Annotated in this window: 50 protein-coding genes; 29 read left to right on the forward strand and 21 right to left on the reverse strand. The window is 70.2% G+C overall.

Annotated features, from left to right (window positions below):
- Positions 1–86 precede the first annotated feature (86 nt).
- The 18 genes from J3A75_RS36570 to J3A75_RS16450 form a co-directional block, all read right to left on the reverse strand.
- On the reverse strand, positions 87–1,568 hold the full coding sequence (locus J3A75_RS36570) for an AAA family ATPase (protein WP_209650466.1): 1,482 nt from the start codon (positions 1,566–1,568) through the stop codon (positions 87–89).
- Between the two features lie 4 nt (positions 1,569–1,572).
- Positions 1,573–2,007: a MucR family transcriptional regulator gene (locus tag J3A75_RS16370; protein WP_209650467.1), complete on the reverse strand. Its 435-nt coding sequence runs from the start codon at positions 2,005–2,007 to the stop codon at positions 1,573–1,575.
- A 56-nt stretch (positions 2,008–2,063) separates the two neighbouring features.
- Entirely contained in the window at positions 2,064–2,777 is a 714-nt protein-coding gene (locus J3A75_RS16375; protein WP_209650468.1) for a hypothetical protein, read from the reverse strand.
- Entirely contained in the window at positions 2,719–3,798 is a 1,080-nt protein-coding gene (locus J3A75_RS16380; RefSeq protein ID WP_209650469.1) for a helix-turn-helix domain-containing protein, read from the reverse strand. The genes J3A75_RS16375 and J3A75_RS16380 overlap by 59 nt, the downstream gene beginning before the upstream one ends.
- A 349-nt stretch (positions 3,799–4,147) precedes the next feature.
- Positions 4,148–4,540 (reverse strand): hypothetical protein, encoded by a 393-nt coding sequence (locus J3A75_RS16385; protein WP_209650470.1) that lies wholly within the window; start codon positions 4,538–4,540, stop codon positions 4,148–4,150.
- A 123-nt stretch (positions 4,541–4,663) separates the two neighbouring features.
- Positions 4,664–5,158 carry a hypothetical protein gene (locus J3A75_RS16390; protein WP_209650471.1) on the reverse strand — a complete coding sequence of 165 codons (495 nt, stop codon included), beginning with the start codon at positions 5,156–5,158 and terminating at the stop codon, positions 4,664–4,666.
- On the reverse strand, positions 5,155–5,319 hold the full coding sequence (locus tag J3A75_RS16395; protein ID WP_209650472.1) for a hypothetical protein: 165 nt from the start codon (positions 5,317–5,319) through the stop codon (positions 5,155–5,157). The genes J3A75_RS16390 and J3A75_RS16395 overlap by 4 nt, the downstream gene beginning before the upstream one ends.
- Positions 5,316–6,521: an MT-A70 family methyltransferase gene (locus tag J3A75_RS36575; RefSeq protein WP_312892925.1), complete on the reverse strand. Its 1,206-nt coding sequence runs from the start codon at positions 6,519–6,521 to the stop codon at positions 5,316–5,318. Before J3A75_RS36575 ends, J3A75_RS16395 begins: the two co-directional genes overlap by 4 nt.
- Before the next feature lie 95 nt (positions 6,522–6,616).
- Positions 6,617–6,844, reverse strand: a complete 228-nt coding sequence (locus tag J3A75_RS16405) for a hypothetical protein (protein ID WP_209650349.1) — start codon at positions 6,842–6,844, stop codon at positions 6,617–6,619.
- A complete protein-coding gene (locus J3A75_RS16410; RefSeq protein ID WP_209650348.1) occupies positions 6,844–7,044 on the reverse strand; it encodes a hypothetical protein in 201 nt (66 codons plus the stop codon). Before J3A75_RS16410 ends, J3A75_RS16405 begins: the two co-directional genes overlap by 1 nt.
- A 4-nt stretch (positions 7,045–7,048) precedes the next feature.
- Complete coding sequence (locus J3A75_RS16415; protein ID WP_209650473.1) at positions 7,049–7,936, reverse strand: TAXI family TRAP transporter solute-binding subunit; 888 nt, start codon at positions 7,934–7,936, stop codon at positions 7,049–7,051.
- A gap of 9 nt (positions 7,937–7,945) precedes the next feature.
- Complete coding sequence (locus J3A75_RS16420; protein ID WP_209650474.1) at positions 7,946–8,155, reverse strand: hypothetical protein; 210 nt, start codon at positions 8,153–8,155, stop codon at positions 7,946–7,948.
- The gene (locus tag J3A75_RS16425; protein WP_209650475.1) at positions 8,152–8,595 is read right to left on the reverse strand and encodes a hypothetical protein; all 444 of its coding nucleotides are present in this window, start codon (positions 8,593–8,595) and stop codon (positions 8,152–8,154) included. The genes J3A75_RS16420 and J3A75_RS16425 overlap by 4 nt, the downstream gene beginning before the upstream one ends.
- Positions 8,596–9,048: 453 nt before the next feature.
- Positions 9,049–9,240 (reverse strand): hypothetical protein, encoded by a 192-nt coding sequence (locus J3A75_RS16430; protein ID WP_209650476.1) that lies wholly within the window; start codon positions 9,238–9,240, stop codon positions 9,049–9,051.
- Between the two features lie 75 nt (positions 9,241–9,315).
- Positions 9,316–9,573 (reverse strand): hypothetical protein, encoded by a 258-nt coding sequence (locus J3A75_RS16435; RefSeq protein ID WP_209650342.1) that lies wholly within the window; start codon positions 9,571–9,573, stop codon positions 9,316–9,318.
- A 1-nt stretch (position 9,574) separates the two neighbouring features.
- Positions 9,575–10,207, reverse strand: coding sequence for a hypothetical protein (locus J3A75_RS16440; protein ID WP_209650341.1), 633 nt, complete (start codon positions 10,205–10,207; stop codon positions 9,575–9,577).
- Positions 10,208–10,684 carry a hypothetical protein gene (locus tag J3A75_RS16445; RefSeq protein WP_209650340.1) on the reverse strand — a complete coding sequence of 159 codons (477 nt, stop codon included), beginning with the start codon at positions 10,682–10,684 and terminating at the stop codon, positions 10,208–10,210.
- On the reverse strand, positions 10,685–11,398 hold the full coding sequence (locus J3A75_RS16450; protein ID WP_209650339.1) for a hypothetical protein: 714 nt from the start codon (positions 11,396–11,398) through the stop codon (positions 10,685–10,687).
- Positions 11,399–11,512: 114 nt separating this feature from the next.
- Here J3A75_RS16450 and J3A75_RS16455 point away from each other — a divergent pair, with 114 nt between their 5' ends.
- A complete protein-coding gene (locus J3A75_RS16455) occupies positions 11,513–11,746 on the forward strand; it encodes a hypothetical protein (RefSeq protein ID WP_209650477.1) in 234 nt (77 codons plus the stop codon).
- Here the strand turns inward: J3A75_RS16455 and J3A75_RS16460 are convergent.
- Positions 11,743–12,213, reverse strand: a complete 471-nt coding sequence (locus tag J3A75_RS16460) for a hypothetical protein (protein WP_209650478.1) — start codon at positions 12,211–12,213, stop codon at positions 11,743–11,745. The two genes, J3A75_RS16455 and J3A75_RS16460, sit on opposite strands and share 4 nt — an antisense overlap.
- Positions 12,213–12,458, reverse strand: coding sequence for a helix-turn-helix domain-containing protein (locus J3A75_RS16465; RefSeq protein ID WP_209650479.1), 246 nt, complete (start codon positions 12,456–12,458; stop codon positions 12,213–12,215). Before J3A75_RS16465 ends, J3A75_RS16460 begins: the two co-directional genes overlap by 1 nt.
- A 97-nt stretch (positions 12,459–12,555) precedes the next feature.
- Here J3A75_RS16465 and J3A75_RS16470 point away from each other — a divergent pair, with 97 nt between their 5' ends.
- Together J3A75_RS16470 and J3A75_RS16475 are read left to right on the forward strand one after the other, a co-directional pair.
- Positions 12,556–13,335, forward strand: coding sequence for an XRE family transcriptional regulator (locus J3A75_RS16470; protein WP_281068187.1), 780 nt, complete (start codon positions 12,556–12,558; stop codon positions 13,333–13,335).
- A complete protein-coding gene (locus tag J3A75_RS16475; protein WP_209650481.1) occupies positions 13,332–13,862 on the forward strand; it encodes a hypothetical protein in 531 nt (176 codons plus the stop codon). The genes J3A75_RS16470 and J3A75_RS16475 overlap by 4 nt, the downstream gene beginning before the upstream one ends.
- 15 nt (positions 13,863–13,877) lie before the next feature.
- Here the strand turns inward: J3A75_RS16475 and J3A75_RS16480 are convergent, their stop codons facing one another.
- Positions 13,878–14,144 (reverse strand): hypothetical protein, encoded by a 267-nt coding sequence (locus J3A75_RS16480; protein ID WP_209650482.1) that lies wholly within the window; start codon positions 14,142–14,144, stop codon positions 13,878–13,880.
- 192 nt (positions 14,145–14,336) lie between these two features.
- Between J3A75_RS16480 and J3A75_RS16485 the strand changes: the two genes are divergently transcribed.
- From J3A75_RS16485 to J3A75_RS16610, 26 genes are all read left to right on the forward strand, one after another.
- Positions 14,337–14,753, forward strand: coding sequence for an HNH endonuclease (locus J3A75_RS16485; RefSeq protein ID WP_209650483.1), 417 nt, complete (start codon positions 14,337–14,339; stop codon positions 14,751–14,753).
- Positions 14,753–15,094 (forward strand): hypothetical protein, encoded by a 342-nt coding sequence (locus tag J3A75_RS16490; protein WP_209650484.1) that lies wholly within the window; start codon positions 14,753–14,755, stop codon positions 15,092–15,094. Before J3A75_RS16485 ends, J3A75_RS16490 begins: the two co-directional genes overlap by 1 nt.
- A gap of 1 nt (position 15,095) precedes the next feature.
- On the forward strand, positions 15,096–15,368 hold the full coding sequence (locus tag J3A75_RS16495; RefSeq protein ID WP_209650485.1) for a hypothetical protein: 273 nt from the start codon (positions 15,096–15,098) through the stop codon (positions 15,366–15,368).
- Between the two features lies 1 nt (position 15,369).
- Positions 15,370–15,852: a hypothetical protein gene (locus J3A75_RS16500; RefSeq protein WP_209650486.1), complete on the forward strand. Its 483-nt coding sequence runs from the start codon at positions 15,370–15,372 to the stop codon at positions 15,850–15,852.
- Positions 15,853–15,934: 82 nt separating this feature from the next.
- Positions 15,935–16,141 (forward strand): hypothetical protein, encoded by a 207-nt coding sequence (locus tag J3A75_RS16505; RefSeq protein WP_209650487.1) that lies wholly within the window; start codon positions 15,935–15,937, stop codon positions 16,139–16,141.
- Entirely contained in the window at positions 16,138–16,671 is a 534-nt protein-coding gene (locus tag J3A75_RS16510; RefSeq protein WP_209650488.1) for a hypothetical protein, read from the forward strand. The genes J3A75_RS16505 and J3A75_RS16510 overlap by 4 nt, the downstream gene beginning before the upstream one ends.
- Positions 16,668–16,958, forward strand: a complete 291-nt coding sequence (locus tag J3A75_RS16515) for a hypothetical protein (protein ID WP_209650489.1) — start codon at positions 16,668–16,670, stop codon at positions 16,956–16,958. The genes J3A75_RS16510 and J3A75_RS16515 overlap by 4 nt, the downstream gene beginning before the upstream one ends.
- Positions 16,955–17,332: a hypothetical protein gene (locus tag J3A75_RS16520; RefSeq protein WP_209650490.1), complete on the forward strand. Its 378-nt coding sequence runs from the start codon at positions 16,955–16,957 to the stop codon at positions 17,330–17,332. The genes J3A75_RS16515 and J3A75_RS16520 overlap by 4 nt, the downstream gene beginning before the upstream one ends.
- The gene (locus tag J3A75_RS16525; RefSeq protein WP_209650491.1) at positions 17,332–17,568 is read left to right on the forward strand and encodes a hypothetical protein; all 237 of its coding nucleotides are present in this window, start codon (positions 17,332–17,334) and stop codon (positions 17,566–17,568) included. Before J3A75_RS16520 ends, J3A75_RS16525 begins: the two co-directional genes overlap by 1 nt.
- Positions 17,565–17,957 carry a hypothetical protein gene (locus J3A75_RS16530; RefSeq protein ID WP_209650492.1) on the forward strand — a complete coding sequence of 131 codons (393 nt, stop codon included), beginning with the start codon at positions 17,565–17,567 and terminating at the stop codon, positions 17,955–17,957. The genes J3A75_RS16525 and J3A75_RS16530 overlap by 4 nt, the downstream gene beginning before the upstream one ends.
- Positions 17,957–18,241: a hypothetical protein gene (locus J3A75_RS16535; RefSeq protein ID WP_209650493.1), complete on the forward strand. Its 285-nt coding sequence runs from the start codon at positions 17,957–17,959 to the stop codon at positions 18,239–18,241. Before J3A75_RS16530 ends, J3A75_RS16535 begins: the two co-directional genes overlap by 1 nt.
- Positions 18,241–18,564 carry a helix-turn-helix domain-containing protein gene (locus J3A75_RS16540; protein ID WP_209650494.1) on the forward strand — a complete coding sequence of 108 codons (324 nt, stop codon included), beginning with the start codon at positions 18,241–18,243 and terminating at the stop codon, positions 18,562–18,564. The genes J3A75_RS16535 and J3A75_RS16540 overlap by 1 nt, the downstream gene beginning before the upstream one ends.
- Positions 18,561–19,067 (forward strand): CerR family C-terminal domain-containing protein, encoded by a 507-nt coding sequence (locus J3A75_RS16545; protein ID WP_209650495.1) that lies wholly within the window; start codon positions 18,561–18,563, stop codon positions 19,065–19,067. The genes J3A75_RS16540 and J3A75_RS16545 overlap by 4 nt, the downstream gene beginning before the upstream one ends.
- A complete protein-coding gene (locus J3A75_RS16550) occupies positions 19,064–19,255 on the forward strand; it encodes a hypothetical protein (RefSeq protein WP_209650496.1) in 192 nt (63 codons plus the stop codon). The genes J3A75_RS16545 and J3A75_RS16550 overlap by 4 nt, the downstream gene beginning before the upstream one ends.
- Positions 19,252–20,556, forward strand: coding sequence for an ATP-binding protein (locus J3A75_RS16555; RefSeq protein WP_209650497.1), 1,305 nt, complete (start codon positions 19,252–19,254; stop codon positions 20,554–20,556). Before J3A75_RS16550 ends, J3A75_RS16555 begins: the two co-directional genes overlap by 4 nt.
- Positions 20,553–21,398 (forward strand): hypothetical protein, encoded by an 846-nt coding sequence (locus J3A75_RS16560; RefSeq protein WP_209650498.1) that lies wholly within the window; start codon positions 20,553–20,555, stop codon positions 21,396–21,398. The genes J3A75_RS16555 and J3A75_RS16560 overlap by 4 nt, the downstream gene beginning before the upstream one ends.
- A complete protein-coding gene (locus J3A75_RS16565) occupies positions 21,395–21,616 on the forward strand; it encodes a hypothetical protein (protein WP_209650499.1) in 222 nt (73 codons plus the stop codon). The genes J3A75_RS16560 and J3A75_RS16565 overlap by 4 nt, the downstream gene beginning before the upstream one ends.
- Positions 21,613–21,972, forward strand: a complete 360-nt coding sequence (locus J3A75_RS16570) for a hypothetical protein (protein ID WP_209650500.1) — start codon at positions 21,613–21,615, stop codon at positions 21,970–21,972. Before J3A75_RS16565 ends, J3A75_RS16570 begins: the two co-directional genes overlap by 4 nt.
- Positions 21,969–22,337: a hypothetical protein gene (locus J3A75_RS16575; RefSeq protein ID WP_209650501.1), complete on the forward strand. Its 369-nt coding sequence runs from the start codon at positions 21,969–21,971 to the stop codon at positions 22,335–22,337. The genes J3A75_RS16570 and J3A75_RS16575 overlap by 4 nt, the downstream gene beginning before the upstream one ends.
- Positions 22,334–22,654: a hypothetical protein gene (locus J3A75_RS16580; RefSeq protein WP_209650502.1), complete on the forward strand. Its 321-nt coding sequence runs from the start codon at positions 22,334–22,336 to the stop codon at positions 22,652–22,654. Before J3A75_RS16575 ends, J3A75_RS16580 begins: the two co-directional genes overlap by 4 nt.
- Positions 22,654–23,073, forward strand: coding sequence for a hypothetical protein (locus J3A75_RS16585; protein WP_209650503.1), 420 nt, complete (start codon positions 22,654–22,656; stop codon positions 23,071–23,073). Before J3A75_RS16580 ends, J3A75_RS16585 begins: the two co-directional genes overlap by 1 nt.
- Positions 23,066–23,335 carry a hypothetical protein gene (locus J3A75_RS16590; protein ID WP_209650504.1) on the forward strand — a complete coding sequence of 90 codons (270 nt, stop codon included), beginning with the start codon at positions 23,066–23,068 and terminating at the stop codon, positions 23,333–23,335. The genes J3A75_RS16585 and J3A75_RS16590 overlap by 8 nt, the downstream gene beginning before the upstream one ends.
- Entirely contained in the window at positions 23,332–24,477 is a 1,146-nt protein-coding gene (locus tag J3A75_RS16595; protein WP_209650505.1) for a DUF5131 family protein, read from the forward strand. The genes J3A75_RS16590 and J3A75_RS16595 overlap by 4 nt, the downstream gene beginning before the upstream one ends.
- Positions 24,474–25,133: a hypothetical protein gene (locus J3A75_RS16600; RefSeq protein ID WP_209650506.1), complete on the forward strand. Its 660-nt coding sequence runs from the start codon at positions 24,474–24,476 to the stop codon at positions 25,131–25,133. Before J3A75_RS16595 ends, J3A75_RS16600 begins: the two co-directional genes overlap by 4 nt.
- On the forward strand, positions 25,130–25,495 hold the full coding sequence (locus J3A75_RS16605; protein WP_209650507.1) for a hypothetical protein: 366 nt from the start codon (positions 25,130–25,132) through the stop codon (positions 25,493–25,495). Before J3A75_RS16600 ends, J3A75_RS16605 begins: the two co-directional genes overlap by 4 nt.
- Positions 25,492–25,821: a hypothetical protein gene (locus tag J3A75_RS16610; RefSeq protein ID WP_209650508.1), complete on the forward strand. Its 330-nt coding sequence runs from the start codon at positions 25,492–25,494 to the stop codon at positions 25,819–25,821. Before J3A75_RS16605 ends, J3A75_RS16610 begins: the two co-directional genes overlap by 4 nt.

The following is a 25,821-nucleotide window of genomic DNA, read 5'->3' on the forward strand; positions in this document are numbered from 1 at the left end:
CCAAACGTGCTTGGGCGGCATGATCGGTAGACCGGGGACGCCCGGCCGGTGGAGGCCGAGGCGGATGAGGTGAGGCGGGCAGTCGCTCACTGGAGCCGCACGACGTTGTCGTCCGCATCCACCGTGTAGCGGGGCGGCCCCGCGCCCTCGGGGATGACCTTCGCCACGCTGAAGCCCTCGCGCGTCGCGATCTCCTGCAGCACGCCCGTGTGGTTGAGCCCGCGGTTCTGCGCGACGACGGCGAGCACGGCCTGGTCGAGGTCTTGGCGCGTCAGCCCCGTCGGCTTCCCGCCGGCGGTGAGATCCCGACGGAAGGCGTTGCCCTTGGCCTGCTCAACGATGCCGATCAGCATGGCGCCGTTGACGATGTCCGACAGGCGGATGAAGCGCGGGCCCTGATCGGTGGCGAGTTGGACGATGATCTGCTCGGAGGCAAAAACGGCCTGGGCCACGTGGTGCGCGAGCTCGCCGAGAGCATGCTCCTGCAGCGTCGGCATGTACGGCTCGCCGCTCCCGCTCATCTCGCCCAGGGTCGGCTCGCCGAAAGCCGTCAGCGTCTCGGGCGCGAGCGGCACCTTGAGGAGCGCGCGCTGCAGGATCATCCCGGCAGCGCCCCGGGTCGGCCGCTCGACCCGGATCTTCCGATCGCAGCGGCCGTCGCGCAGGATCGCAGCGTCGATGGCGTCCGGGCGGTTGGTCGCCAGGATCACGAGCGCGCCCGAGTCCTCGATCCCATCCATCTCGGTCAGGAAGGTCGCGACATTCGACGCCTGAAACCACGTGGCGCCGCCGTCACGGCTCGGCAGGATCGCGTCGGCCTCGTCGATGAACACGACCAGCGGGTGAGCGTGCAGCGCCTTGTAGGCCCGGGCATAGGCGAAGATGTCCCGGATCGTGCGCTCGGTTTCGCCGACCCAGCCGCTCTGCAGCTCGGGCGCCTTGATCGACATGAACGACGCGGATTTCGCGCCGTGCAGCGCTGCCAGCGTCGAGGCGGCCGCCTTGCCGAACATCGTCTTGCCGCAGCCGGGCGGCCCGTACAGCAGCACGCCCTTCGTCGGCTTTTTGCCGTAGTGGCGGTAGAGCTCGGCGTGGCGGACCGGATGCTCGATCGCCTCCACCAGGTGGGTGCGCGCCGTGTCGTTGCCGATGACATCATTCCAGGCGACGCCTGGCGCGGCCTTCAGCAGGTACTTGGCAATCGGTTCGCGCAGGCGGCGTTCCTCCGCCTCAAGGCGTTCACGCTCCGGATCGGAGTGGCGCCGTGAGCCGTCGAGGTTGGGGGTGACGAAGCGGACCTTCGAACGGCCGATGTCCTCGCCGTTGAGCGTTACGGTGAAGTCACCGAAGATCGCCTTCTCCGTCATCTCCCGGATCACCTTTTCCATATCGCGCATCACCTCCGTGGCAGTCTTGTCCCGCCAGCTGCTGTCGGGCGGCGCGACGGCGTTCGTGACCGTCGCGCTGTCGAACTTGATGTCGAAGATCTCGCGCTCGCGCTTTCCGAGGCTGCGACCGATGTTCTCGAAGGGGCTGCGGGAGCCCGGCGGCCTGCGATCCCTGCTCACCGCGCTACTCCGCTGCCTGCCGTGCGGCCTGGGCGCCGGGCACGCCCAGCCCGATCGCCTTCGCCAGCGCAGAGCGCTGCGCGGCGTAGCCTGCTGCGACCATGGGATAGTCGCCAGGCAGGCCGAAGCGGGTGCGGTAGCTGTCCGGCGTCAGGCCGTGGGACGTCAGGTGCCGCTTCAGCGTCTTGTACGGCTTGCCGTCGATGAAGCTGATCAGCGCGTCGGGCTTCATCGACTTGCGGATCTCGGTGGCCGTCAGGCGGAAGCCCTCGGGCTTGGCCGCCGCCGCCGCCGGCGCCGGCTCCTGGAGCGCGACCAGGCCGTCGCGAACCGTGCGCATCAGGCCGGGCAGATCGGTCGCGGACACGGCCTGCCGGCCGACGTAGGCCGCCACGATGCCGGCGGTGAGGGCGATGACGTCGTATTGGGTGTTGGACATGGATGATCCTGTGCTGGTGATGCTGGTGGGTTCGCGCGCCGGCCGGGGCCGTCGGCTCAGTGGACCTCCTCTTCGTGGTCGGCGGGGATCGGCACGCGCAGGCCGATCTGGCGGGCGAGCTCGTCGCTGATCGGCAGGCGACCCCACATGGCCTGGCCGCGGCACTGCGCTTCGGCCTCGGCCCGGGCTCGCTCGCGGAAGCGGTCGTTGGCGCGCGCCATGGAGGCGCGCTCGGCGGAGATCTCGTCCTCCGTCTGCTCGGTGATCACGGACTCGCCGCGCATCTCCGCCTTCACCGTCTCCCAGTGAGCGACCGCGTTGGCGCGATCGTCGTCGGTGGCGCCGGTGTCGTAGAGCTCGGCGCCAAGGATCGCCTCGATCCGCGCCAGCTCCGTCTCGATTGGCAGGGTCTCGTACCGGCACTCGGCGACGACGTCGGTGTCGGACGGGCAACCCTTGCCGTCCCAGAGGCAGCGCCAGCCGGGCTGGCGGAACCGGAGCCGAGCGCGCTCGATCGCCCATGTCGGCTCGCCGGCGAGCGCTTGCGCGTAGAACCCGACCTTGGTGGTGAGCTCCTGTGCGTCGGCACCGAAGTTCGCCTTGCTGGCGATCAGGAGCATGATCTCGCGGTTCGCCTCCGGGCCCGGCGTCGGCACGAGCGCGCGCCGCAGCTCGTCCCGCCGTTGCTCCAGCCAGTCCTGCTGCGCCCGGTTAGGCGCCGAAGCGACGGGCAGGCGCTTGCGCCGGAAGGAGCCCGGCGTGTCCTCCAACCGGTTCGTGAACTGCGCGATGAAGCGATCCGACTCCCGCGTCGGGAGCAGCGGGAGCACGGCCCGACTGTAGGCCGAGGACATCGAGGAGGTCGGCAGGGTCATGGGGCAATCCAATCATCTCGGCGACGAGGGCGAGTCCGCCGTTCGTGGAGCGGCGGGGCGAAGCGGATGCGGGGGCGGATCGGCGGGTCTCGCGGGCGGCACGCTCGGCGGCCTCGCGGAGGGCGGTGTCGAGGAAGCTGTCGAAGGCCAGCGCCCAGTCGGACTTCCGGGCGATCGGGCGATGGGCGTTGGCGTGTGACCAGCGGTGCATGCTGGCGGCGATCTGCCGGACGAAGGCGGCGTCGAAGCCGATGGCTTCGGCAGCCGCGTAGTGGCGCCCCTCCGGCGCGAATCCATCGGGACACAAAACCGCTCGGGGAGAGGGAGCCCCCTTGGGGGCCGTGGCCGCGTCAGCGGACGCGGGGGGGCGTCCGGTGCCAGGTGAATCTCTCTCGGGGGATTCCCCCTTGATGGATTCCCTGGTGGATTCTCTGGGGGATTCCTTTGGGGGTGACAGCAGTGTCACCCGTCGGGTGTCAGCGGTGTCACCCGTTGGGGTGACAGACGCGGCTTCGTCCGCGCCTCGAACGGGTGACTGTGTGTCACCCGTATCCGCGCCGGCGTCGTGGCTGGCGCCGACCCTGCGATCCGTCGACCGGTCGCTCGTCTTGGGCCGGCGCTCGCCGGGGCCGGGACCCGCCCGGGGCACGCCGCGCAGGTGCAGGACGTAGACGTTGCCTTTGCGGTCGCCCGACGTGTTCGGCTCGACGTGGAGAACGTCGAGTTCCTCGAGCAGCTTGAGCTTGCGCTGCACGGTGCGTTCGGACTGCGAGCACTGGATCGCGAGGGTCGGGATCTTCGGCCAACAGCGGCCGCTCACCGGGTCGGCATAGTCGGCGAGCACCATGGCGACGAGCTTGGCGACGCCATCGGGGATGTGCGTCCGCATGATGTGGCTGATGGCTTCGACGCTCATGGTCGTGGTCCGGGCAAGGCTTCATCGTCCGACCGCGAAGCCAGTCCGGCTCCGGGCACGCAGAAACCCGTCGGCTGAATCGCTGGTCGCGAATGCCGGTCGGGTCGGTGTGGCGGGTGGGAAGCTCGCGGCGCGGGCCGTCTGCACGACCCCGCCAAGAAGAGGCGTCTGGGATCGTGGGAACGGGCCTGCGGGTCGGGCGGGATGGCGCGGCCGGACCGGGCGGCATCAGTCCTCAAGCCGGCGCTGTAGTCCCGATGCAGGGCGCGCGAGGATCTGGGAGGCCGGGCACGGGGGACCGCGAGGGAGAGGCCAGAGCTGCGGGTTCATGGCTGGGCGGCTCCGCGCTTCAGGTGGCGGGCAGGACAGTCGGGGCCGGCACGACCTGGTCGGGGCCGGACGTCACGGTCGGTGCAGCGACGGGCTCGGGGGCGATGCCGGCAGTGGACGCAGGCACGTCGGCCGCGCCGGCGCCGATGCGCGGCGCGCCGCCCGGGCCCCGGTCGGGGCCGATCAGGTCGAGCCGCCGGAGCGTGTCGAGCTGGCGAACCCCGGCGAGCGCCAGGCAGTCGAGGATGCCGAGGTTGTTGATCCGGACCGCGCGCGAAGTCGGCGAGGGATCCGCCTCGAGGGCATCGTTCTTGATGCGCAGGTCCTCGGCGATCTCGACCAGCAGCTCCTCGAGCTTCCGGCCGGCCGGGTTGCCGGCCGACATCAACACCTTGGTGGTGGGCGTGCTCATCACTGACCTCGGGAGGGTTGCCGCGCGTGCGCGGTGGGGCGGCCCGGGTGGGCCGGGAGCGGATTCAGAGTCCGAGTCTGGTGGGAGTCGGGGCCGCTACGCGGCCTGCTCCCGGTCGCCACGCTAGGCGTCCGGTCCGGACGATGCCGCCGGCATCGGCGGTGGTTCGCTCGCGGCGGCCAAGCGCGCGTATTCTCGCGTCAGCAGCTCGGCGTAGAGCCGGCGGCGCATCGGAGCTCCGAACGAGCGGAAGGCCGCGATCTCGGGCGGATAGACCAGCGCCACCGCGGCGATCGCGCGGGCCTCGGCCGTGAGCTGCGCCTCGATCCGCGCGGGCTCGGATCCGATGCCGGCGACGAGCTCCAGGAGATCGGGCGGCGTCGACGCGTCCAGCGGGTGCGCGCGCTCGAGCGCGGCGCCAATCCCGGGCAGGCCTGCGCCTCGCGTGCCATCGGCGAGCCGGCCCAGCGCCGCCGGCGCTAGCGCGTCGAAGCGACCGGCCGCCGCCATCATGCGGACGCGGCCCAGCACCGAGGCCGGCTGGACGCTGGCGGCGGCCGCGATCGGCGCGGCGGCGAACAGGCCCAGAAGCCCGCGGCGGTTCGGATTCGCGCTCATCGTCCGACCGCCCAGATGAAGGCGAGCAGCAGGCCGGCCACCGCAAAGCGGGACGCATGGAGCGCCGCCAGCTGCGGGACGAAGCCTCCGCGTCGCGCGCGCCGATGCAGCGCTTCGGATTCGAGGGCGGCGATCGCCATGAGGAGCGTGGCGGCCGTCATTCGGCGGCCTCCAGCCGAGGCGGCTCGGCCTGCCGGTAGAGGTTGATGAAGTCCTCGCGCGGCTTGCGCTGAAACGCTTCCCCGAACGGTCCGTAGGAGCACTGCCTCACGAGATCGTAGAAGGCGTCCGGCTTTTCACTGTTGGCGCCCAGCGGCCAACGGTGATGGGTCGCCGTTGAATACGTCGCGGAGCGCCGAGGCATGCGAAGCTTGGATCCACGACGAGCAAAGACGAAATGCTCAGTGGTATTCCGCATCTCGTGTCCGAGGCTGAACTTCGGATCGTTGCGGCTGAGGTCGCTGACCTCTTTGACCCAAGTGTGGACTGTTTTGACCTCGAAGCCCCACTCCTGAACAATCGATGGGATGTCGCCCCAGACGCCGTTGATGAACCACAGGTAGAGGTGGGAATCCTCCCAGGTCCACCGCTGCAACGGCAGTGCGCGGATCTCGTCGAGCGACATCTTCGCGTAGGCGTGTCCGGCCGCCGCAGACACGTTCACTTCCTTCCAGGGCGGGTCGAGCACCGCAGTCTGGACGGATCCATCGTACGGGATCAGCTCCAGGCAGCGTTGCTCGTCGCCCACCGCCCGCATGCGATTCCAGGCGGCTGTCGGGTTGTCGGCCTTGCACATGACCGGGACGAGGAAGCCGAAACGGTCCGGATCGACCGCGGCGGCCTCGCAGACCTCGAAGGTGCGCAGCAGAAAGTCGGCGCTCTCGTCCCAGAGCTTGCCGAGGTCGGCGAGCGCGCGCCGCTGAGCGGCGTCGAAGGTGCCGCCGATGACAGGCGCGTGGCCGAGCCGGGCCTCAAGGAGCGCGCGCGCCGCCAGGTTGATGTCGACGAGGCTCCAACGGCCCTTCCAAGCATCCGTGAGCAGCTGCCGGCCCTGACGCTTCAGCGCCGGCAGCGTGATCGTAGCCTCTGAATCGCGCGCCGACGAGATGCAGGACCATGCGACGTTCGGAGCGCCGCCGGCATCGAGGAAGTTCAGCGCCGCGCCGAGCCGGATGGGATCTGCAACGGCTGCGTCGCTGACCTTCAGCAGCCAGTCGAGCCACTGATGGCTCTTACCCCATCGCGCTGCCGTTGCACCCGTTGCCCTCGACCCTTGTCTAATTTTGACAAGGGTTCCGCCCAATTCTCTCGCCCTCGCATCGTCGCGCTCGACGGCCAGAATCGGACGGGCAGCGGTCGCCACCTCGCTCAACAGCCACGGCCTCGGACCACGCATCACGCGCCCTTGCGAACTCAGACTTGGACTGGGGAGGGCGCGCGGTATGGCGCACCAGGTTGTCACGACGCGGAAGAGCCCTGCGCGGCGGCGCGTGTGATCGCCTGCCGCACGAGCTCGCAGCCCTGCGCGATCAGCCGCTCACCTTCGTCGAGATCGACAGAGGCGGCGAGCCCGCTCAGCTCACCCATGAGGCCGATGTATTCGACCAGCGCGGCCTCGCGGCTGCCGAACATGCTCAACAGCGAGGGCGTCAGCTCGGTGAGCCTATTCCGATCGAGGGCAGCCATCAGACGAATCCCCGCTTCGTTGAAGGATGCAGTGACCGCTCCTCGAGCCGCCCCTCCCGCCGCGCCGTCCAGCGCAGGACGACGAGCAACCCGAGCTGTATCGGCAGGGTGAGCAGCGCCGCGAAGCTCGGGTGCACCATGATCGCCGTCGCGATGGCGGCGGCGATCAGGACCCAGAGGGAGGGAGAGCGGGCAGCCACGGCGTCAGTCCTGCGGCTGCGCGATCGCCTGGATCTGCGGCTTGGCGGCCGTGAAGGCGCGCAGCAGACCGTCGTAGGCGCGCTCGTTGGCGTTCACCCACGGGATCGCCGTGACGAACAGCGCGTCGACCGCGATCGTGTCGAGGGCCTTGGTGCCGAACACGAGGCCGCCCGGCTGGACCCGCGGGTACGTGCCAGCCGGTATCGAGCCGTAGCTGTAGACCGGCTGGCCCCGGGCATCCTTCGCCGCTCCCACCATCTCCTGATCGTCGGAGCGGACCAGCACGACGCGGTCGCCCTGCGCCTGCGCATCGTTCTTGATGAAGGACGCGTTGAGCGCCCCGACCCAGAGCGCGCACTGCACCTGACTGCCGTCGGCCACGGCGGACAGGGCGCGCACGCCCGAGCGGGTGTCGACGTTCACCGGCCCGAAGCGCTTCTTGTCGGCGAGCGCGAAGGCGTCCCAGGTGGTGCGGCCGCCTGAGCCGTCCGGGCCCACCGCGACGGTGTTGGCCTTGCCCAGGTCCGTGATGCGGGAGATCCCCGCGCCGCGGTTGCAGATGAGGTGCACCTGCTCCTGGTAGAGCACGCCGGCGCGCTCGATCGTCGAGAGCGCGGCCGCGTTCTTCGACGAGTAGACCAGGAGCGCGTCCGACTGGACGAAGGCGCCGTCGCACTGCCCGGCCGAGAGCTTGTCCAGGTTGTCGAGCGAACCCTGCGTCGGCACGACCTCGATCTTCAGGCCTCCGGCCTTGCTCTTCAGCATGTGGCCGGCCCGGAAGTAGTTGCCGGATTCGGAGCCGGTGCACAGACGGAAGGTCGGGGGCTCGGCCGCGAGCGCGGCCGAACTGCTGGCGAGGACAAGGGCGAGGGCTGCGAGCGGGGCGCGCATGGACGGGTCTCAGGCTCCAGGAGGGGGATGAAGGTCGGTGTGGCCACCGCGTGACGACAGGCGGCGCTCCCATTCACGGGCGCGCTCCTGGAGCCAGCCGGCGGTGACTAGGATCGGGGCGGCCACCCACGCGCAGGCGAGCCCGAGCGAGGTGAATGGGAAGGCCAGACCCTGGAGGCAGACCGCCAGGGCGCGGAGCAGGGTTGGGATCAGGGTCATCGTGGGCCCCAGATCTCTGCCATCTGGCCGGCGAGCCGGCGTTGCAGCTCCGCGTTCTGTCGCTCCAGCCGAGCCTGCTGGCAGATGCGCGCGGCCTCTCGCACTTCGGCCGTCGAGGCGTCGGGGTCGACGTAGTAGAACAGCTCCATCCCGTAGACGGCGAGCAGCTGGTGGTAGGCTTTGCCGGACGGAGACGAGGCGCCTTCCAACCACTTCGACACCGTCTTGGCCGGGATGCGCGTGTCGGCTTCGACGCACGCCGCCGTCTTCTGCGGATGGATCAACCGCAGGAACGCTGCGATCCGCTCGGCGAAAATCTGAGGTGCTATTACCCCAGTCCTTCGCACGGCCACCTCTGACCTTCGCATGGACTTCCTCGATGCTGTGGGCATCGAGGTGAGCTGGGTCAGCGGCCCGGTTGGGAAGAGCGAGGCGGTCATTGATCAGCCCTCGCGAGGAGGTCGCCGCAACGATGGTCGAGAACACGCGCCAGGGCTGGCAGGCTGGAAGGCGCGTGGAGGTGAGCAGGGGCGGTTCGCATCACGCGGCCGCCCTTCTGCTGTCGGGTGCCCGTTCGGGCGAATCACTGCCCGGCATGACGCCGGGACCGGTGGCCGAGGTCAGGCCGTCGCCATCACCCGTCGCCCCCGGCACGACCTTCTCAACGGACTGGCTCGATGGGGCCGTCGCCGCCATCCCACCGTCGCCCTGGTCGCCTCGGGCCGCTCTGTCCGCGCCATCGCGCGTAGCTCTGTCGTCTCCCAAAAGGCGCCGGAGCCCGCAGGCCCCGGCGGAGTCTAGGGAGGAAACGCCCACGAAGGGGCATGCCCGGCCGGCGCTTGCCCAAGCACCGGTCGAACCTCGGGCGGCCGGGAGCGGCCGGATCTTTGTGGCTACCGGCTCGACAGGAGCCAGAGGCCGATCGCGGCCGCGGCGAGGATCGCCAGCCAAGGCCGGGAGGACTCGTAGAGCCGCGTCAGGGGCGGTCGCCCCTCTGCCCTGGCCCTGTCCGCTCGCCGAAACGCCGGCAGCGCGCCCAGCAGCAGGAGCACGGCCAACAGGAGCGCGGCGATACGCAGGAACACGGGAGGCGGCGCCTTGGGCTTGAGCGCGAGGGACGGACACAGATGCGCGGGCGGGGACCAGCTGTCGAGAGCGCATCAGGCGTCTCCGACCGGGTCACAGGGCAGCACGAGCTTGCAGGCGTCGCAGCGCGCGAAGAAGGCGTCCTGCTCGCGAAGGACATCCTCCCACGAGCCGTGCGCGCGGATCGCCCCGGCCCGCACGACCGCGACACCGTCCGCCGTGACGTCGGCGCCGAAGATCTCCGGCGCAGGCGCGGAGATCGCGGCGATCGCGACCGGAGCGGCGACTGGGCCGAGCCCGAAGAAGGCGAGGATGCTGCGGCGGGAGGGCATGTCAGCCCTCGTCCGATTTGGCTTGGCCCATGGCCCAGGCCAGCTTCTCGATCAGCCAGGGGACCCGGCTCGGGTCGATGCCGATCGCGAGCTCGGAGTGAAAGCCCAGGGCCGTGACGGCGAGCGTCGTGACGCCGCGCTTCTCGTCAAACCCGACGGTCAGCTTATCAGCGCGGAGGTAACCCTCGCGCGGCGGGACGAGGGCCCTTGCCTGCAGCTCCCGCTCCTTCAGCTCGGCCTCGGCATTGGTCAGCCGGGCTCGGGCCCGGGTCAGCTCTTCGTCCGGGTCCACGGCGGGCACAGTGGGTGCGGACGGCGCGAGCGCTTGCGTCCGGGGCGGCAGGAGCAACGCCAAATCACCCGGCTCGACGAGGAAGCGGTGCGGCTTGCCCGCGTAGTCGATGATCTCAAGCCCGACGAAGCTCGTGAGATCAGACCGCACGCTCACCCCCATACCCCGGACCGGCCTCGCCGAGATCTTCGCCGATTGATCGGCGGGATCGCGCTCGGGGATGTCTTCGTCGCGGCAATCGCTGCCGTCCGATCTATCCTCCGTCGACGAGGCCAGACCGTCGATCTGGTCTTCCAGCGCGGCCACGCGATCGGCGAGGGTTCTGATAGGGCGCGAGCGCATCTACGCGGTCTCCGGATCGAGGGCGGCGGGGATCGGCTCCGCGCCGTAGGGCAGCAGCGACGTCTGGACGGTGGTGCCGTTCGGCCGGATGCCGACGACGTCCTGGCGGGTCGGCAGTTCGATGCCCACGGCCTCGGCGAGGTCGAGCGTCACCCGCTCGGTGGACGGGATCTGCTCGCCCTTCAGCTTGGTGCGCTTGTGCCAGAGGCCGAGGATGAAGCCGTAGAGCCGGACGAGCTGCTCGGCGTCGAAGGGCGAGCGGCCGATCGCTCCGGCGTCGACGTTGATGTCGACGCCCTCGTCCCGAACCTTGGCGACGTGGTCGTTCAGGTCCTGGAGCTGATGCAGGACGCCGGAGGCCACGACGGTGATCACCGCGCCCATGACCAGGATCACCGCCGCGAGGCCGGCGGCGGCGTAGAGGACGGCGTCGGCCAGCTCGCCGATCGCGGCGGTGAGGACGGGATCGGTCGCCATCTACGCCTTCTCCCGCTCGGCACGGCAGACATGGTGCGCCACGCCGACCGCCTCGAAGGCGCGGCCGAGGTAGCCGATCGGCGCGCCGCAGCGCTGGCAGCAGCTGGCGGGGACACGGCCATTTGGCAGCCGTGCCCGCTCGACGTAGGTGGCCATCAGCGCGTTGACGCGCCGACGCTGGATCCTGACGCTGCTCTCGACGTCGAAGAGACGCCGCTCGATCGCGCCGCCCTTGAAGAACTGATCAAGGGGCTCGGCACGTGGGTGGTCGGTCCGGCCCTGGTTCTGCGGGCCACGATAGACGATCGAGGACTCCCCCTCGCACGGGCTGAACTGGGCAACGAAGCCGCCCTGTCGACGCGCGACGAGAGAGATCGTCGCGAGCTCTTGCAGGTCGCTGACGGTGACGAAGAAGCGATGCGCGCGTTGCTCGCCGTCCACCAGTTCGAGCACGGCGCGGCTCGGCTCCGGCCCGACCTTGAGGTCGATCGAGCGGATCAGCCGCGTCGCGCCGTGCGGGATGCCTTCCCCGGACTTTGGGGCCGTTTCGTTGGCGCGCCGCACGTATCCGGCATGGCGGTCCATCAGCAGTGCGTCGAAGAACGCCTGCGACACAGCCCGATCGGCGAACGTCACCGTGATGGCGGCGCCGTTGGTCGAGAGCCCCGGCAGGTGCTGGGAGACGAGCTCGGAGGCCGAGAGCTTGCGCATCATGCCGCGCTCCCGGTCGACGAGATCGGCCAAGCGCGGGTGAGGCCATGAGCGCGAAGCTCGACAGCCTCACCCGGCCGGCTACCATGGAGGTGTCTAGTCACCATGGAGCTGAGAATGAGCGACGACTTTGCCCCGATCGGATCGCCAGCGCGATTGACTGCCGAGGACATGGTCAGACGGGCGATCCTCGACGTGCTGGACGACATCCTTCCCGGCGCCCGCACCAAAGTCTTCGAGCGCGCGCACGCACGCCTGTCCGATGCCGAGAAGGCCATCTCCATCGGCGGCGACTTCTTTCGGGAAGCGCATGCCGCCATCGATGCGATCGTCCAGGCGCCCAAGGCCTAGCCCTCCACCTGACGGAGGACGGCGTTGGCGATCTCCACTCCGGCGACGCGCTCGTCCGGCCCGACGATCTGAGCGCACCCCTCGGCTCGGGCGGCTGGTGTGGGCGCTTCGCTCGTCTCATTGACCGCGTCAGCCTCGTCGGCCGCCGCGATCAGCAACTCGCCGATCCGGCGTGCCTCGCCCGGCGACATGCCGATGGTCGTCGCCTCCTGGAAGGGAGCGCGGCGGTCGAACCGATGAAAGGATTGCGTCAGCGCTACGTCGAGCCGGGACGGTCGGATATGGACCACCAGCGCCCGCCGATAGTGGTGAACCATCTCGGCGCGGACTACGCGGCCGACGCCGCGTCGGGCCGGACGCAAGAGCGTGTCGTCTGCCGGCTCCTCGATGGCCGCTTGCGCGATCGTCGTCTCGGTTTTGGACCACGATTGCTCGCCGGACGGGAGCTTCATCTTCTCGTTGGACATCAGGCGGCAGCTCCCTCGGTGGGAACGGCCAAGCGCTTGGCCCTTCGGGCATCGGACTGGGCCGCCCAATCGGACAGACCGACACGGCCTCCGGTCGCCCTCTCGATACGGACGATCGTCGAGGCGTCGGGCTCGCGCTCGCCGTACTTCCACTTTTTCACGGCGTACGGACCGCACTCGCCGAGGCGTTCGGCGAACGCCTCGTCGTCGAGTCCTTCCTCTCGCATGTAGTCGAGCAACCGCATGGGCCAGACGATTCCCCAATTCGGGGATCTACGTCAAGAGGACTCTGTCCCAACATGGGGAGCGACGCGCGAACGCGGTTCGGCGATTGTCCCCGCTATGGGGAAAATAGGCCGCCCACGGAACAATCTGAAACGTCTGCGCGAGGCGTCCGGCATGACGCAGGAGCAGGCTGCGGCGGCCTTCGGCATGTCAAAGGGCGGCTACATCAAGATTGAGGACGGCGATCGAGGGCTCAAAGCCGAGCGGATCGCCAAAGCTGCCGAAATTTTCAAAGTGCAGCCCTCGGAGATCAGCGACGTCCTGGCTGACATCACCTCTGCAACCACGCCGAAATTTGAGGATGTGCTGCTGGAGCGCGCGCGAGCCGCTACCGCAGAGAGGGACGAAGACCTTCTTTCGGTGGTTGGCGAGGTTGCGGCTGGGCGCTGGATCGAGATCGACGATTTTGTGGACGAGCCTGCGTTCGATCCTGTTCCCGTTCGCTCAGATCCCCGCTGGCCGTCGGAGCACCAGTACGGCCTGGTCGTGCGGGGTGAGTCGATCAACCGCTTCGCGGCCGATGGCGACGTGCTCGTCTGCATCTCCGCTATCCCGACCCGCTATCGGCCGAAGGACGGCGATCTCGTCATCGTCGAACTGCGCCGGAACGCCGGCCTGCTGCGACAGCGCACGGCCAAGCGCTACCTGCGAACGGACACACACGTCGAACTCTGGCCCGACTCGGATCATGAGCGCTGGCAGAAGCCGATCATCATCCCGAAAGGGCTGACACCACTGGAGTTCTTCCTGGAGGAAGAGGGCGGCGGGATCGAAGCGGAGATTGTTGCCTTCGTTGCCAGCGCGGTTCGGCAGGTCCAACGGTGGAGGCGCCCGTGACGCGATACGCCGCAGCGGCGATCATCGCCTTGATGGCGTTCGGCTGGACGGCACGTGCCTCTGCCAAGGACGGACACGGACTCAACCTCGACAGCCCCGGCCTGATCGATGCGGTTGCGAGCGTCCTCTACCCGTACCAAGGGCAGGAAACGTTCACGCGGGTCGACGACAGTACCGTGCTCGTCGAGATGCCCGGCAACTTCATCCTTCAGCTTCAGCGGATGCCGGGCCGGGACTGCTCTTTCCAGTCCAGAAAGCTCAACGACAGCAATCCTGTTGTCCAGCAGTACAATTTTTCGCAGCTGACAGGCGAGTATCGGACCTCGACGCCCCGATACAACCTGACGCCAAGCCTCCTTTTAGAAGGAGAAGCGGCGTGGTGCATGAAAGACAACGCCGGCCTGCGGTGTTGGAACGCGATTGAAACACCCGTCAGCGGCATCAACGAGACGCGAAAGGTGCTTCGCGCAACGGCCTTCATCCAGCAGAATTTCTGCCAGCCGGCCAAGCCGAAGCGCCCCTTCTGATCGGGTGTTGCGGAGCTAGAACGGAAGCTGGTCTGCCAGTCCAGGCGGGACCTTTCCGAAGATCGCCAGCGTGATCGGGTCGGAGCCGTCGTCGAAGTCCGGATCTACAACCGTTCGTGTGAAGGCTGCCGCGCCGACAGCACGCCCAGTTCTTACCTTCTCCTCGGCAATTTTACAGGCGTCTGAGACACCGTTGCATTCGATGTAGCGTCCCTGGGCAAGCCTGCCCTTCAGCAGGACGAACAACTGCACTCCGTAGGCGACGATTGGCTTCAGGGGCATAGACGCTCCTCAACTCTGCGTTGGGCCCATCCGACCGCCGTTATGGGAACAAAGCAAGAACGAAATTCCATGTTCTCCCCAGGCTGTGGATAGCTGTTGAAAAGCCATCGCGCCGAAATTCCCCATAACGGGGTTGACGATGTTCCCCGTTTTGGGGAGGATGTGTCATCGCCCTTCGCGATGGAGTCGCCCATGGCCGCCCGCCGCCGTACCAACTTCCCGACAGACGTCCGCAAGGCCGCTCTCGCGCGTGCTGCCGGCCGGTGCGAGGGCGTGCTTCCGACCGGTCTCCGCTGCGAGGCGGTGCTCCAGGCCAGCCAGTACGTTTTCGACCACGTCGTCACGGACTTTCACGGCGGCCGGGCCACGCTCGATAACTGCCAGGTCCTCTGCAAGGACTGTGATCGCGCCAAGACGGCGGCCGATCAGACCGCGATCGCCGACACCCGCCGCGCCTACGACGCGCACCATCGCCTGCGCGCGCCCCGCAAGCCGATGGCCGGCGGCCGCTTCGACCGGGTGAGCAGGGGCCTCGACGGCCTCACCCGTGACCGGGACACCGGCGCCGTCCGCTCCCGCCTCAGCTCGATCGACGTGAGGGACCTGTGATGGCGGCCGAGCACTCCCGCACGCCCTGGCACCAGGACAGCGCGCGTCCCGAGATGGTGTTCGACGCCGACGGCCGCCTCGTGGTCGACTGCGATCATCATGGGCTGTTCTCGCGAGAGCGGGCCCAAGCTCACGGAGCGCTGGTCGCGGCGGCGCCCGAGATGCTCGTCCGGCTCAAGGGCATGCTCGGTCTCGCCGAGTTCCTCATCAACGCTGTCGACGTGGACACGGACCGGACCAAGGTCGTGCTCCGCATGAACGGCGAGGCGGTCGCCGAAGTGCCGATCGCTGTCGTCTTGGTGCACAGCAAAGCCGCCGTCGCCAAGGCGGAGGGCCGCTGACATGGCCGCCCGCGCCCGCCAGCAGCCCGCGCCCGAACCGGCTCCTGCCGCGCCGCCGCTGCCCGCCTTCGGCACCTTCGCCTGCCTGGAGCTGAAGGACGGACAGTGCCGCTTCCCGTGCTCGAGCCACGGCGGCGCGCACCGCTTCTGCGGGCGCCCCATCGCGCCCCGCGTCAGCGGCAAGCCCAGCAGCTGGTGCGCGGCGCATCTGGCCGTCGTCTTCGAGGCCTGGCGCCCGGGCGGCCAGGTCCTGCGCCGCGCGGGGAGGGTCTGACATGGCTCGCCCGCGCCCGACCCTCACGCCCGGCCCGAACCCGACGCTCCGTCAGGCCCGCGTGGCCGCCTTCAACGCCGCCTATCCGGTCGGCGCGCCGATCCTGGTGTGGGTCGGCCAGTACCGGGACGGTCAGCCGGTGGCGACCGAAGTCGAGGCGCCTGCGCGCTGTGCCGGCAAGACGGGCCCGATGGTGCTGGTCCGCAATCACGGCTGGATCGCCCTGACCCACGTGTTTCACCGCGCCGATCCGGCCGAGCAGCGCGAGCTGTTCCTCGACGCCCGGCGGATCGACGTCGAGAGCGCCGAGCTGCGGGTCGCGCCGGCGATCGCCGAGGGCCTGCGCCTGGCTGCGGCCGCGCGCGGGATCCGCGCCGGCGAGCTCGCCCGCCGCATCGTTGAGACCGTCGCCCGGGACGGCCTGATCGACGCCGTCCTGGAGGACGGAGCCCGGGCTCATCGTCGCTACGGGGAGGCCGCCTGACATGCCCCACGCCAAAGAGCACCCGCTCGCCGGCCGCCGCGTCGTTCCTCACCAACAGTCGCGGACAGGAGAGACGGTCCGAGTGATCGACTGGCTCGATCGCCTGCCGGGCGGCCTGAGCCTGTTGCACCCGGATCATCCCGCCGCCCGCGCCTTCCGGCGCCGTGTCACGGCCCTCGACCTCCACGCCTCCGGCGCCGTCCTCGCCCGCACCGCCTCCGGCCTCACGCTCGTCCACCACGCAGAGTTGCCCGCCTACGACCCCGTGCCCGTGGGAGTGATCTCGTGAGCAACGCCGCGCATCTGCTCCCGGCCCGCCTACGCGAGGCCGCTGCCGCGATCGCCAACAACCGCGCCGCCCGCGGCCATGGCGCGACCGCCATCGTCAACGTCCTCGACATCCTGCCCACCAAGCTCTTCGACGAGGTGGTGGAGGATGCCCGGGCGGCGCTCGATGCGGCCGCGGCGGCCGTGCCCGACCTGACCGAGCGTCCCACTGACCGCAGCAAGCTCCGGATCAACTGCGCGGCCGCCGTCGGCCTCGACCTCGACGCGCAGGCGGTCGTGCTGATCGACGTCGCCCGCGACGGCACGGTTACCACCAGCACCTACGCGCGCCTCCCCGGCACGCCGGCCACGGCGATCGCCGACTGGGCCAACGGCCTGGAGCGTCACGCGCTCTCCGTCGTCCCGTTCCGCACCGTGTTCGGCTGGGGCCGCAACGGGGTGCCGACACCGCTCACCCCCGAGGAGCGCGCCTCTCTCGGAGCCACCGGCCGCGCCTACGCGGACCGCCACACAGAGGAGCCCGGCCAGTGATCCAGCGTACCCTTATCCCGACCACGATCCCGATGGCGCGCCGGCTCGCCCGCCTCGACCCCGTCACCCGCATCAGCCCGGCGCTGGCCGCCGCGGCGCTCAAGGCCGAGTTCCTGGCCGAAGACGTCGAGGCGCACCTCTCCGAGGCGATGGCCCTCGTCCCGACCTACGTCGAGCTGGCGGCCTCCGACCGACCCTGGATCCAGGCGCTCGGCCACGCCCGCGACGTCGTGGCGATCGCCGTGCTCGCCGCCTTCGGCGCCTACGCCTGGGCGATCCTGTCGTGAGCCGCCCGACCGCCTTCCTCGGCGTGCTGGCCCATCTCGACCCGCGCGCGCCTGGTCAGACGATGCTGGCCACCGTCGCCCTCCCGCGCGGCGAGTGCGACGCCGTCGTGAAGGCCTTCGGAGCTCCGGATCCGGAGATCGGCCCCTCCGTGGCGGTCATCCCGTGCCGGAGCCCGCATCACCCTTTCGGCGAGGCCGACGTGATGCTGTTGGCGCTCCTGCGCGAGGCCAACCGGCTGCTCGACTCCGGCAAGGCTGGGCTCGGCCCGGAGACGCTGCAGGAGATCAGCTACCTGCTGGCCCGCATGTCCGGACGGAAGCGCCGCCTCGACATCACCGCCCCGCCGGCCGCCACGGCTTCGGAGCGTCTGTGATGGCTTACGACCTGGTCAAACAGACCCACCCCGGCGCGCCCTGCGCCATCGGCCTGTGGGTCGTCGAGCTCGCCACCGGCCGCCGCGGCCGCATCCAGCAGCCCGTTCCCGGTTGCCGGGGCGTGCGCGTGAAGTTCGAGGGGCAGCTCCCGATCCAGGACTGCTCGCCTGACGGGCTCGTCTACGCCGAGCCGGCTCCGACCGCTGTCTCCTCTCAGCCATGGTGCATCCGATGACGAGCCTCACGCCGCAGCGCGACTGCCTGACGCGTACCCTGGCCGCGGCTCGGGCGGCGTCCGAGCGCATTCCCACGAACGGGGCCGTCGACGAAATCGAGCGGCGCCTCTGCCTCGACCTCATGGAAGCTGCGCTGCTGCCGTGCGCAGACCTGATGGACTTGGAAGTGTCCTTCGAAGACATCCAGTCGCGCCTGGAGAACGCGATCGCGAACGTCATCGTCAGTCACAGCCTTTCGCTGACGGCCGGCGAGCAAGAAGAGGCAAAGAAATTCGCCCGCGCCATGCTGTTCAAGTTGGCGGAACGTGTTCGACGGGGGATCGAAAACCGCAACCCCGCGATCGAAGAACAGGGCGATGTCCAGCCGCAGACCCGGGGACATGCCTGATGAGCGCCGCTGCACCCCGCTCCGCCGCGTATCTCACCCAGATCGCCGCGATGCTCCACGTGCCCGTCGAGCACTTCAGCGCCCCGCGTCGCGAGCCGACGGCTGCCGAGCAGAGCCCCAGCCTGCATGTCGCTGCGCTGCTCCTCGATCCCGAGGGCGCCCGCGTCGCCGCCGCCTTCTTCCGCATGCCGCGCAGCCAGCGCGTCGCCCTGGCGAACACCGCAGAGGCGATCGTCGATCTGTCGTCGGCGCCCGCAGCGACCGCGACGGGTGAGCCACGCTGATGGCCTGGCCTTCGCGCGAGCGCCTGCACCACCCGGTTTCCGGCGAGAGCTACGCGGCCCTGCGCGACAAGGCGCGGGCAATGCGCACGGCCGGCGCCACCGAAGCGGCGATCGTGGCCGCACTCGACGTGAGCAAGCCCACGGTCTGGAGGTGGGTGCGCGATCTGCCCTGCCACAAGGCCGTGGCCCGCGCGAACCAGTACGCTGGCGCCCAGCAGCGCCGCCTCTACCCGCAGGGCACCGCCGCCTACGCCGCGAAGCTGCGTCGCGCCGAGATCCCGCTGCCGGCGCGGATCCGGCTCGCCCAGGACGCAGCGCGATGAAGCCGGGCCTGCAGCTCGTCGCCTCAGCCGCCCGCACCGGCTCCTGGCGGATCGCCGCCGACGAGTCGGTGATCGAGCTTGTGGTCGGGGGTGCCGTCGTCTGCACGATTGCCCCTTGGACCGACAACAAGACGGGCGAGCTCGCCTGGTGGGGCGCGACGGCCGGTGATCGGCAGATCGGCCTCGATGTACGGCTGGCCGAGGTCTGCCGGATCGCGGCACTCGACGCCGGCGTATCCGCGCCCGTTCCGCCCGAGCTGCTCGCCAGCCTCAGAGAGAGCGCGGATCCTGCTGACGCGACCCCGCGCATCGTCGCCAACGCGACCGCCCCGCTCCTGGAACGCCTCGCTGACCTTCTGGCCGCGATCCTCGACGAGCCGCTGCACACGCTGTCCGGCCCCGGGCCCGACGGCGGTCGCGATCCGCTGCAGCTGCGCCTCGCGCACTTCCGCCCGGACCTGTCTGAGCGTGCGGCCGTGTTGCTGGAGGAGGCCGGACGATGACCGGCCGCTCCGCCCCGCTCGCCATCGCTATGGGCCTCCTCGTCCTGTCGATCGTCGTCGCGATCATCCTGATCCCGGTGCTGGACGAGCGCCTGCGGAGGCGCGCGGCGCGGAAAGCCGCGGCGGAAGCAGCCGCCAACGACAACGCCCGGGCCGAGGCCCGCGATACGGGGAGGCGCATCGGATGAGCCTGCGCATCGACGATCGTGTCAACGACGAGGTCCTGGCGCTTTTGGCCGAAGAGGCCGCCCACACCGGCGCCGTTGCTGCCGCTCCGCCGGCGGCTGCTAGGACAATGCCGAGCCGCCCGGCTCCCCTTCCGCCGCGCCTCAACGACGTCGTCATCGGCGAGGCGGACGCGGGCGGCGCCGTCGGCGTCGACCTGCAGAAGCTCCTCGAGGGGCGGCTCCTGGTCCAGGGCATGTCCGGGGCCGGCAAGTCGTGGACGCTGCGGCGCCTTGTCGAGCAGACCGCCGAGCGGGTGCAGCAGGTCATCATCGACGTTGAGGGTGAGTTCGCCGGCGTCCCGGCCGCGTTCGGTCACCTCAAGATCGAGGCGCATCGCTTCGACGCCGCGGCGATGACCCGGCTGGCGCGCCGCCTGCGCGAGCATCGCCTCTCCGTCGTCGTGGATCTCTCCGATCTGCCGCGCGAGGCACAGATGGCGATGGCGACCGGCCTCATCTTCGGCCTGGTCGAGGTCGCACCGGAGCACTGGCACACGACGCTCGTCGTCATCGACGAGGCGCACCTGCTCGCGCCGCACGGCGGTCATTCCGACGTGCCGCCCTCCGTGCGCAACGCTTCGATCGGCGCGATCGCCGACCTGATGAGCCGCGGCCGCAAGCGCGGGCTCGCTGGCGTCTTGGCCACACAGCAGATCCGCCGGCTGGCCAAATCGGTAGTCTCCGAGGCGCAGAACTTCCTGATCGGCCTGAGCACGCTCGACCTCGACATCCGCCGGGCAGCGGAGACGATCGGATGGGATTTCCGACGCGCCTCGGACCGGTTGCCGCTCCTCAAGCCGGGGGACTTCGTGGCCGTCGGCGCAGCCTTCTCCCGGGCGCCGTGCGTCCTGCGGGTCGGACCGGTGCGGACATACCATCGAGGTGCCTCGCCGCGCCTGACCGGCCCGGCGCGCCTCGACGCGGAGACGGCCGCGCGCCTCCTCGACGTCGACGCGCTTGAGGAGGCGAGCGCCATGGACGCGGAGACGCGTGGCACGAGCTCACCCGGGTATCGCGCCGTGCGCGCCTTCATCCGGGACCCCGGCTTCGCCGCCGCCGGCCGGGCGTGGGGCGCGCTCCTGCCACTCGCTCCGGAAGGCGCTCGCGTCGCGGAGCTCGCGGCGTTCCTCGAAATAGGGGAACCGGAGCTCGCTGGCGGCTTGGCGCTACTCGATGCGCAGGGCGCGCTGGAATTCGACGGGGACGGCGCCGATCGCGCGGTGCGCGTCGAGCGCAAGCTGGCCCGGGAGCTCGGCCGATGAACGCCCTCAAGCCCGTCAGCTTCCAGAAGGAACGCGCCCACGAGCCGCGGATCTCGGCACCGTACGTCCCAGGCAAGCGTCACGAGCGGTACTGGACCGAAGAAGAGATCGCGATCTTGCGCTCGCGCTACGGCGCCGTGGGACCTTCCGGCTGTGTGCCGTTCCTGCCGCGGCATTCCCTGGCGAAGATCTACGCGAAGGCGAACGCGCTCGGCCTCAGGGCGCCGGCGGCGCCGCTCGAGCGGAAGCCGGCCGAGTTCACCCCGGAGATGGACGCGCGGATCCGCGACGCCTTTCCAACGCTGACGCGGCGCGGCGCGGTGGCGGCGCTCGCGGTCGAGCTGGACGTGCGCCGTCACCAGCTCTCGCGGCGGATGGCGGAGCTCGGTTTGACGATGCCGCGCCTCAAGGAGCCGAACTGGACGGATGCCGAGGTCGCGCTCATGCGGCGTGTACCGCTGCATGACCCCAAGAAAGCATCGCGGATCTTCCGCGAGCACGGCTTCAGCCGATCGGCGACCTCGATCACGGTCAAGGCCAAGCGACTGAACCTGTCCCGCCGCACGCATGAGACGCTCTCGGCGCACGCCGCCGCGAGGATCCTGGGGGTCGATGAGAAGTTCGTCACGACCCGTTGCATCGATGGGCGCCTTAAGGCCGGCCGGCGCGGCACGGAGCGGCGGATCCAGCAGGGCGGTGACGTCTGGACGATCGAGCCGGCCGAGCTGCGCCGGTTCATTCTCGACCATCTCGGCCACATCGACATCCGCAAGGTCGACAAGTTCGCCTTCGTGGAGCTGCTGGTCGGCGACCGCGAAGCCTCTGCGGAGGCGGCGGTATGACGACCGACCGCCCCCAGTCCGACACCCTCGCCGCCGCGCTCCCCCGCGAGATGGTCCGCGTCACCAAGATCGCTGGCCAGTACCGCCAGGTCGAGATGGGCTTCATCGCCGCCGACTTGATGGAGGCCGCGGTCGAGCGCGGCCAGCAGGCGATCGAGTCCGGCGATCTCACCCGGATGATCCGGGCCTACCACGACCTGAAGGGGTACGAGCTGTGAGCGAGCGCGTCGTACCCCAGCCGCGCGACTTCGTCGCGACGCTTCCCCGCCTGCGCCTCACCCCTCAGCAGTTCGAGGACCTGCGGGACTACAGCGCCAGCTACCCGACGGGCACGACCCCCGGGAAGATGTGGCGGCGCCTCGACGGCGCGTTCGATCACGCCTTCATCCGAGCTGGCGGCAAGCCGTACTGGATGGTGATGCAGTACGACCCGGCGGCGCCCTCCGACGCCGAAATCGAGGCCATGAAGGCCCGCGGCGAGCCGGTGCCGACGCGGATCAGTATCCTCCGGTTCAAGCCCGTCATCGTGCTCCGCGCCGACGCGCGGCCCTCGGCAGCCGAGGTCGCAGCATGACCCGCCGCGCCCCAAAGCTCCCACCGCCGACCATGCAGGAGCGCGCCGATGCGGCGATCGCCGCTCGCGCCCTGGCCGCCGCCATCGCCGATCCCTCGACCCGCGGCGCGCGCGATGTCGTGTTTCTCACCCTCAGCAGCCCCCGCCGCGGCGAATGCCACGTCACCTGGGCGAACCTGCCTGGCTTCCTCCAGGTCAACGACCGCTTCCAGCACGCCTGCCTGCCCGGCTGGGAATACACCCGGGCCGAGGTCGAGCTGGAGATGATCCCGGACCTGCGTGCGCTGGCCGAGCACGGCGTGCGGCCGGCTGTAGCGACGAACGGCAAGCCGATCACCGGGGATCTGTTCGGAGTCCTGGCATGAGCGCGTCCGGCAAGCACCACCGGTCCACGCCGACGGAGATCATCTTCGGGCTCTGGCTCACGTTCGACCAGGCGGGCAACGTGCGCCTCAATCGCGAGTCCCCGCGGCTCTCGCCCGACGAGCGCGCCATGCGCGTCGAGGTCCGGCTGCCGAAGGCGCTGTGGAACATCCCGCAGCTCTCGGCCGAGATCACGGTCCCGGATCCCGGTCAGCCGGGCGCGATCGCTGCCCGCATCGAACAGTTCGCCGAGCAGCTGAAGACAGCCGTCGGCTGTGACGTGGTCCTGACCGTGAAGCCGACCGAGGAGCCGCGCTGATGCCGGAGATCTCCGAACTCTTGGCGCGCCCAGCTCCCGAGCGCTTCGACGGCGCTGAAGCGTGGTCGAAACTCGGCGAGGATGCGCGTGCGCAGGTCGGCATCGCCGCCCTGGAGATGGTCTGCGCCCTTCGGCTCGCCGAACGGGCCGACTCGGAAGATCTGCCCGAGCTCTACGAGCGCGTCGGCTTCACGGCCTGCAACGAGATGGAGGCGGCCCTCAGCCATGCGGTGGACGAGGTCCTGCCGGACGATGCGCTCGACGCCTCGGACGATCGACCCCGCATTCCCGCGAGCCTCGGCGGCGTCTGCCGGTGCTGCGGATGCTCGCAGAACGATGCCTGCGAGGAAGGTTGCAGCTGGGCGGCCGACGACCTGTGCACGGCCGGCGTCGACGGTGGAGGGCACGATCATGGCTGATCAACCCATCAGCCGGGACAGCCTGCGCGGCTCGCCGTCGACCATGATCTCTCACGCGACGCTCGCTCGCGGCGGCGCCATGTTCGAGTGGCGCTGCGACCGGCACCCGCGGCTGGTGAAGCACTACTACCGCGGCACCCGGACCTCGCCGGCGCAGGTGACCTGGTCGGTCGATGGCCACCGCTGCGCCGACCTCGACGAGGCGATCCGCTTCCTCAACGGCCCGGTGATCGCCGAGGATCTGTACGAGGTGGCGTCGTGAGTGGGCCGAGCCCTATCGAGTGGACGGATGCCACTTGGAACCCGATCGGCGGCTGCTCGATCCGGAGCGCCGGCTGTGCGCCGTGCTACGCCCAGCAGCTCGCCGGCACACGCCTCGCCCGGCACCCGCTCTACGCCGGCACGACGACGCCCGTGAAGGGCAAGCCTGTCTTCAACGGGCACCTGACGGCCCTGCCGTTCGATCACCCGACCTGGACATGGCCGCTGAAATGGCGCGGCGCGTCCAGCCCTCGGCTCGGCGTCGGCCGGCCGTCGCTGATCTTCGTGGGCGACATGAGCGACCTGTTCCACGAGGCGCGCCCGCTCGGCTACGCGATGCGGATCTGGATGATGGCCTACCGCATCCAGGGCCGACACATCCTGCAGCTGCTCACGAAGCGGCCGGACGTGATGCTGGACTTCGTCCGGCGCTGGCACGACGTCGAGCCTGAGGACCTCGGGCCCACCATGGCGCGCGGACCGGATGCGGTGCGGGCGGCACACACGAGCGGCCGGGCCCGGCTTTTCGCGGACTTCCTCGACACGATGGGCGCGCCGCCGGCGGGCGCCGCCTTCCCGACCTACGACTGGATGGAAGGGCCGCGCTGGTGGCCCGATCGTCCGATCAACGTGTGGCTCGGCTTCTCAGCCGAACGCCAAGCGGAGTTCGACACGCGCTGGCCCGCGATGCGGGAGCTCGCCGCGCTCGGCTACACGATCTTCCTGTCCTACGAGCCCGCGATCGGGCCGCTCGACCTGCCGCGGGACTTCCTAGCGCTCGGCCGCCGCGCGCAGGTGATCGCCGGCGGTATGTCCGGCTGCGATGCAGCTGCCGCGCATCCCGACTGGTTTCGTGTGGTCCGGGATCAGTGCCTCGGCGCCGGCGTGCCGTTCCTGTTCAAGCAATGGGGGGAGTGGGGCCCGGGCGCGGAGTTCAACGCCGAGCCGTCGGCGCGTCGCACCTACCGCGGCGAGGTCCTGACGCTGGAGCGGCCGCACGCGCCGCTGGTGAAGCTCGCCATCCCGACGCGCGACGACGATCTCCTCGGGCCAGCCCTGACGCTGGAGCGGCACGGCAAGCGCATCGCCGGTCGGCTGCTCGACGGTCGCCAGTACGACGGCTTCCCGGAGATCTCGCCGTGAAGCCCGTCCCGGTCCCGATCGGCGTCGCGGAGATCTCCGGCGGCTTCCTCGTGAGCCTGCCGCGCCAGTTCTGGCTCGTCGTCGGGCTGCGCAAGTCGTTCCCGCGCCTGCAGGCTGCGGTCGAGCCCTGGACGTACCTCGTCCCGACTGGGCGCGACGTCGCTGCTCGGATCGAGGCGTGGATCGCCGAGGTCGAGCTGCAGGTCCGTGCGGAGGCCCGCCGCCGCGCGTGGACCGCCACGGATGCCGAATGGAACGGCGCGGGCGAGCCGGAGGCGCCCCGACCGGTCGCGACCGAGCCGGCGATCGTCGTCCTGCCGAAGAAGCGCACCGCGAAGCCCGTGTTGCATCTGCTCGCGGAGCTCAGCGCTGGCGCCGTCCTGGTGGTGACCGTCAGCGCTGATGGCGCGCGCGGTTTCCGGCTGGCGCCATCTGGCCGGCGGGTACGCGTGGCCGTCGCCGATCGTGCGATCGCGCTCCGCCTGATCGTGCCGGGCAACGACGGTCTGTTCGGGCCTGAGTGGTCGCAGACCTGGCGCGGTCCCACCCCGCAGGAAGCCGCGGCCGCCAAACCGAAGAAGGCCCGCAAACCGAAGTCCGCCCGGTCGTCCCGGCCCCGTCGATCCACCCCGCAGCCTCAGGAGGCCCGCCCATGACGTCGCCGTCCATGATCCATGCCGCCCGCCGCGCGCCTGACGCGCTCGAACATGTCATCCGCATGGTGCGGGTGATGCAGGACCGGACGACCGGGCCCGAGGAGGCCTGCACGATGGCCCACCTGTTCCAGGCGGGCTTCACGGAGGCGCAGGTCCACGCCTACCGGGATCCGGCACGCGCGCTGATGCAGGGACTGCCGACCGGCCTGCGCTACAACCCGCCGGGACGCCTCGCCGCGAAGCTCGCCCTCGGCCGCGTCCCCGAGATCCGGGCCGCCTTCGCTCGGCGCCAGGCGGCGGAGCGGCCCACCTGGTCGCCCCCGCAGGTCGCAGAGCGCGCTCCGGCCGAGGCCGCGTCGTGAAGACCGCCCTCATCATCCTGCGCGCCGACGGCACCCGCGAGGACCGGTCCGTCGACATGGCTGGGGATCCCGGACTCGCCGAGCTGCGCGACGTCCTGGAGCCGATCCTGACCGGCCGGCCCGAGCACGTGGCCGTACTCCACGAAGGGCGCCGCACCGAAATGTTCGTCCACGAGGACGGCCATGGCGAAGGCCTGCCCCGCAACGAGGCGGCCACCGCGATCTATCGCGCCGCGTGGCTGCGCAACCATCCGGCCGACGACCCGGAAACGCTTCCCTGCATCGCCGGCCCGGCGGTGATCTTCGACCGCATCGTGTGGAGCTGA

It is taken from the genome of Methylobacterium sp. PvP105, from assembly GCF_017876975.1.
GTDB classification, from domain to species: Bacteria; Pseudomonadota; Alphaproteobacteria; order Rhizobiales; family Beijerinckiaceae; genus Methylobacterium; species Methylobacterium radiotolerans.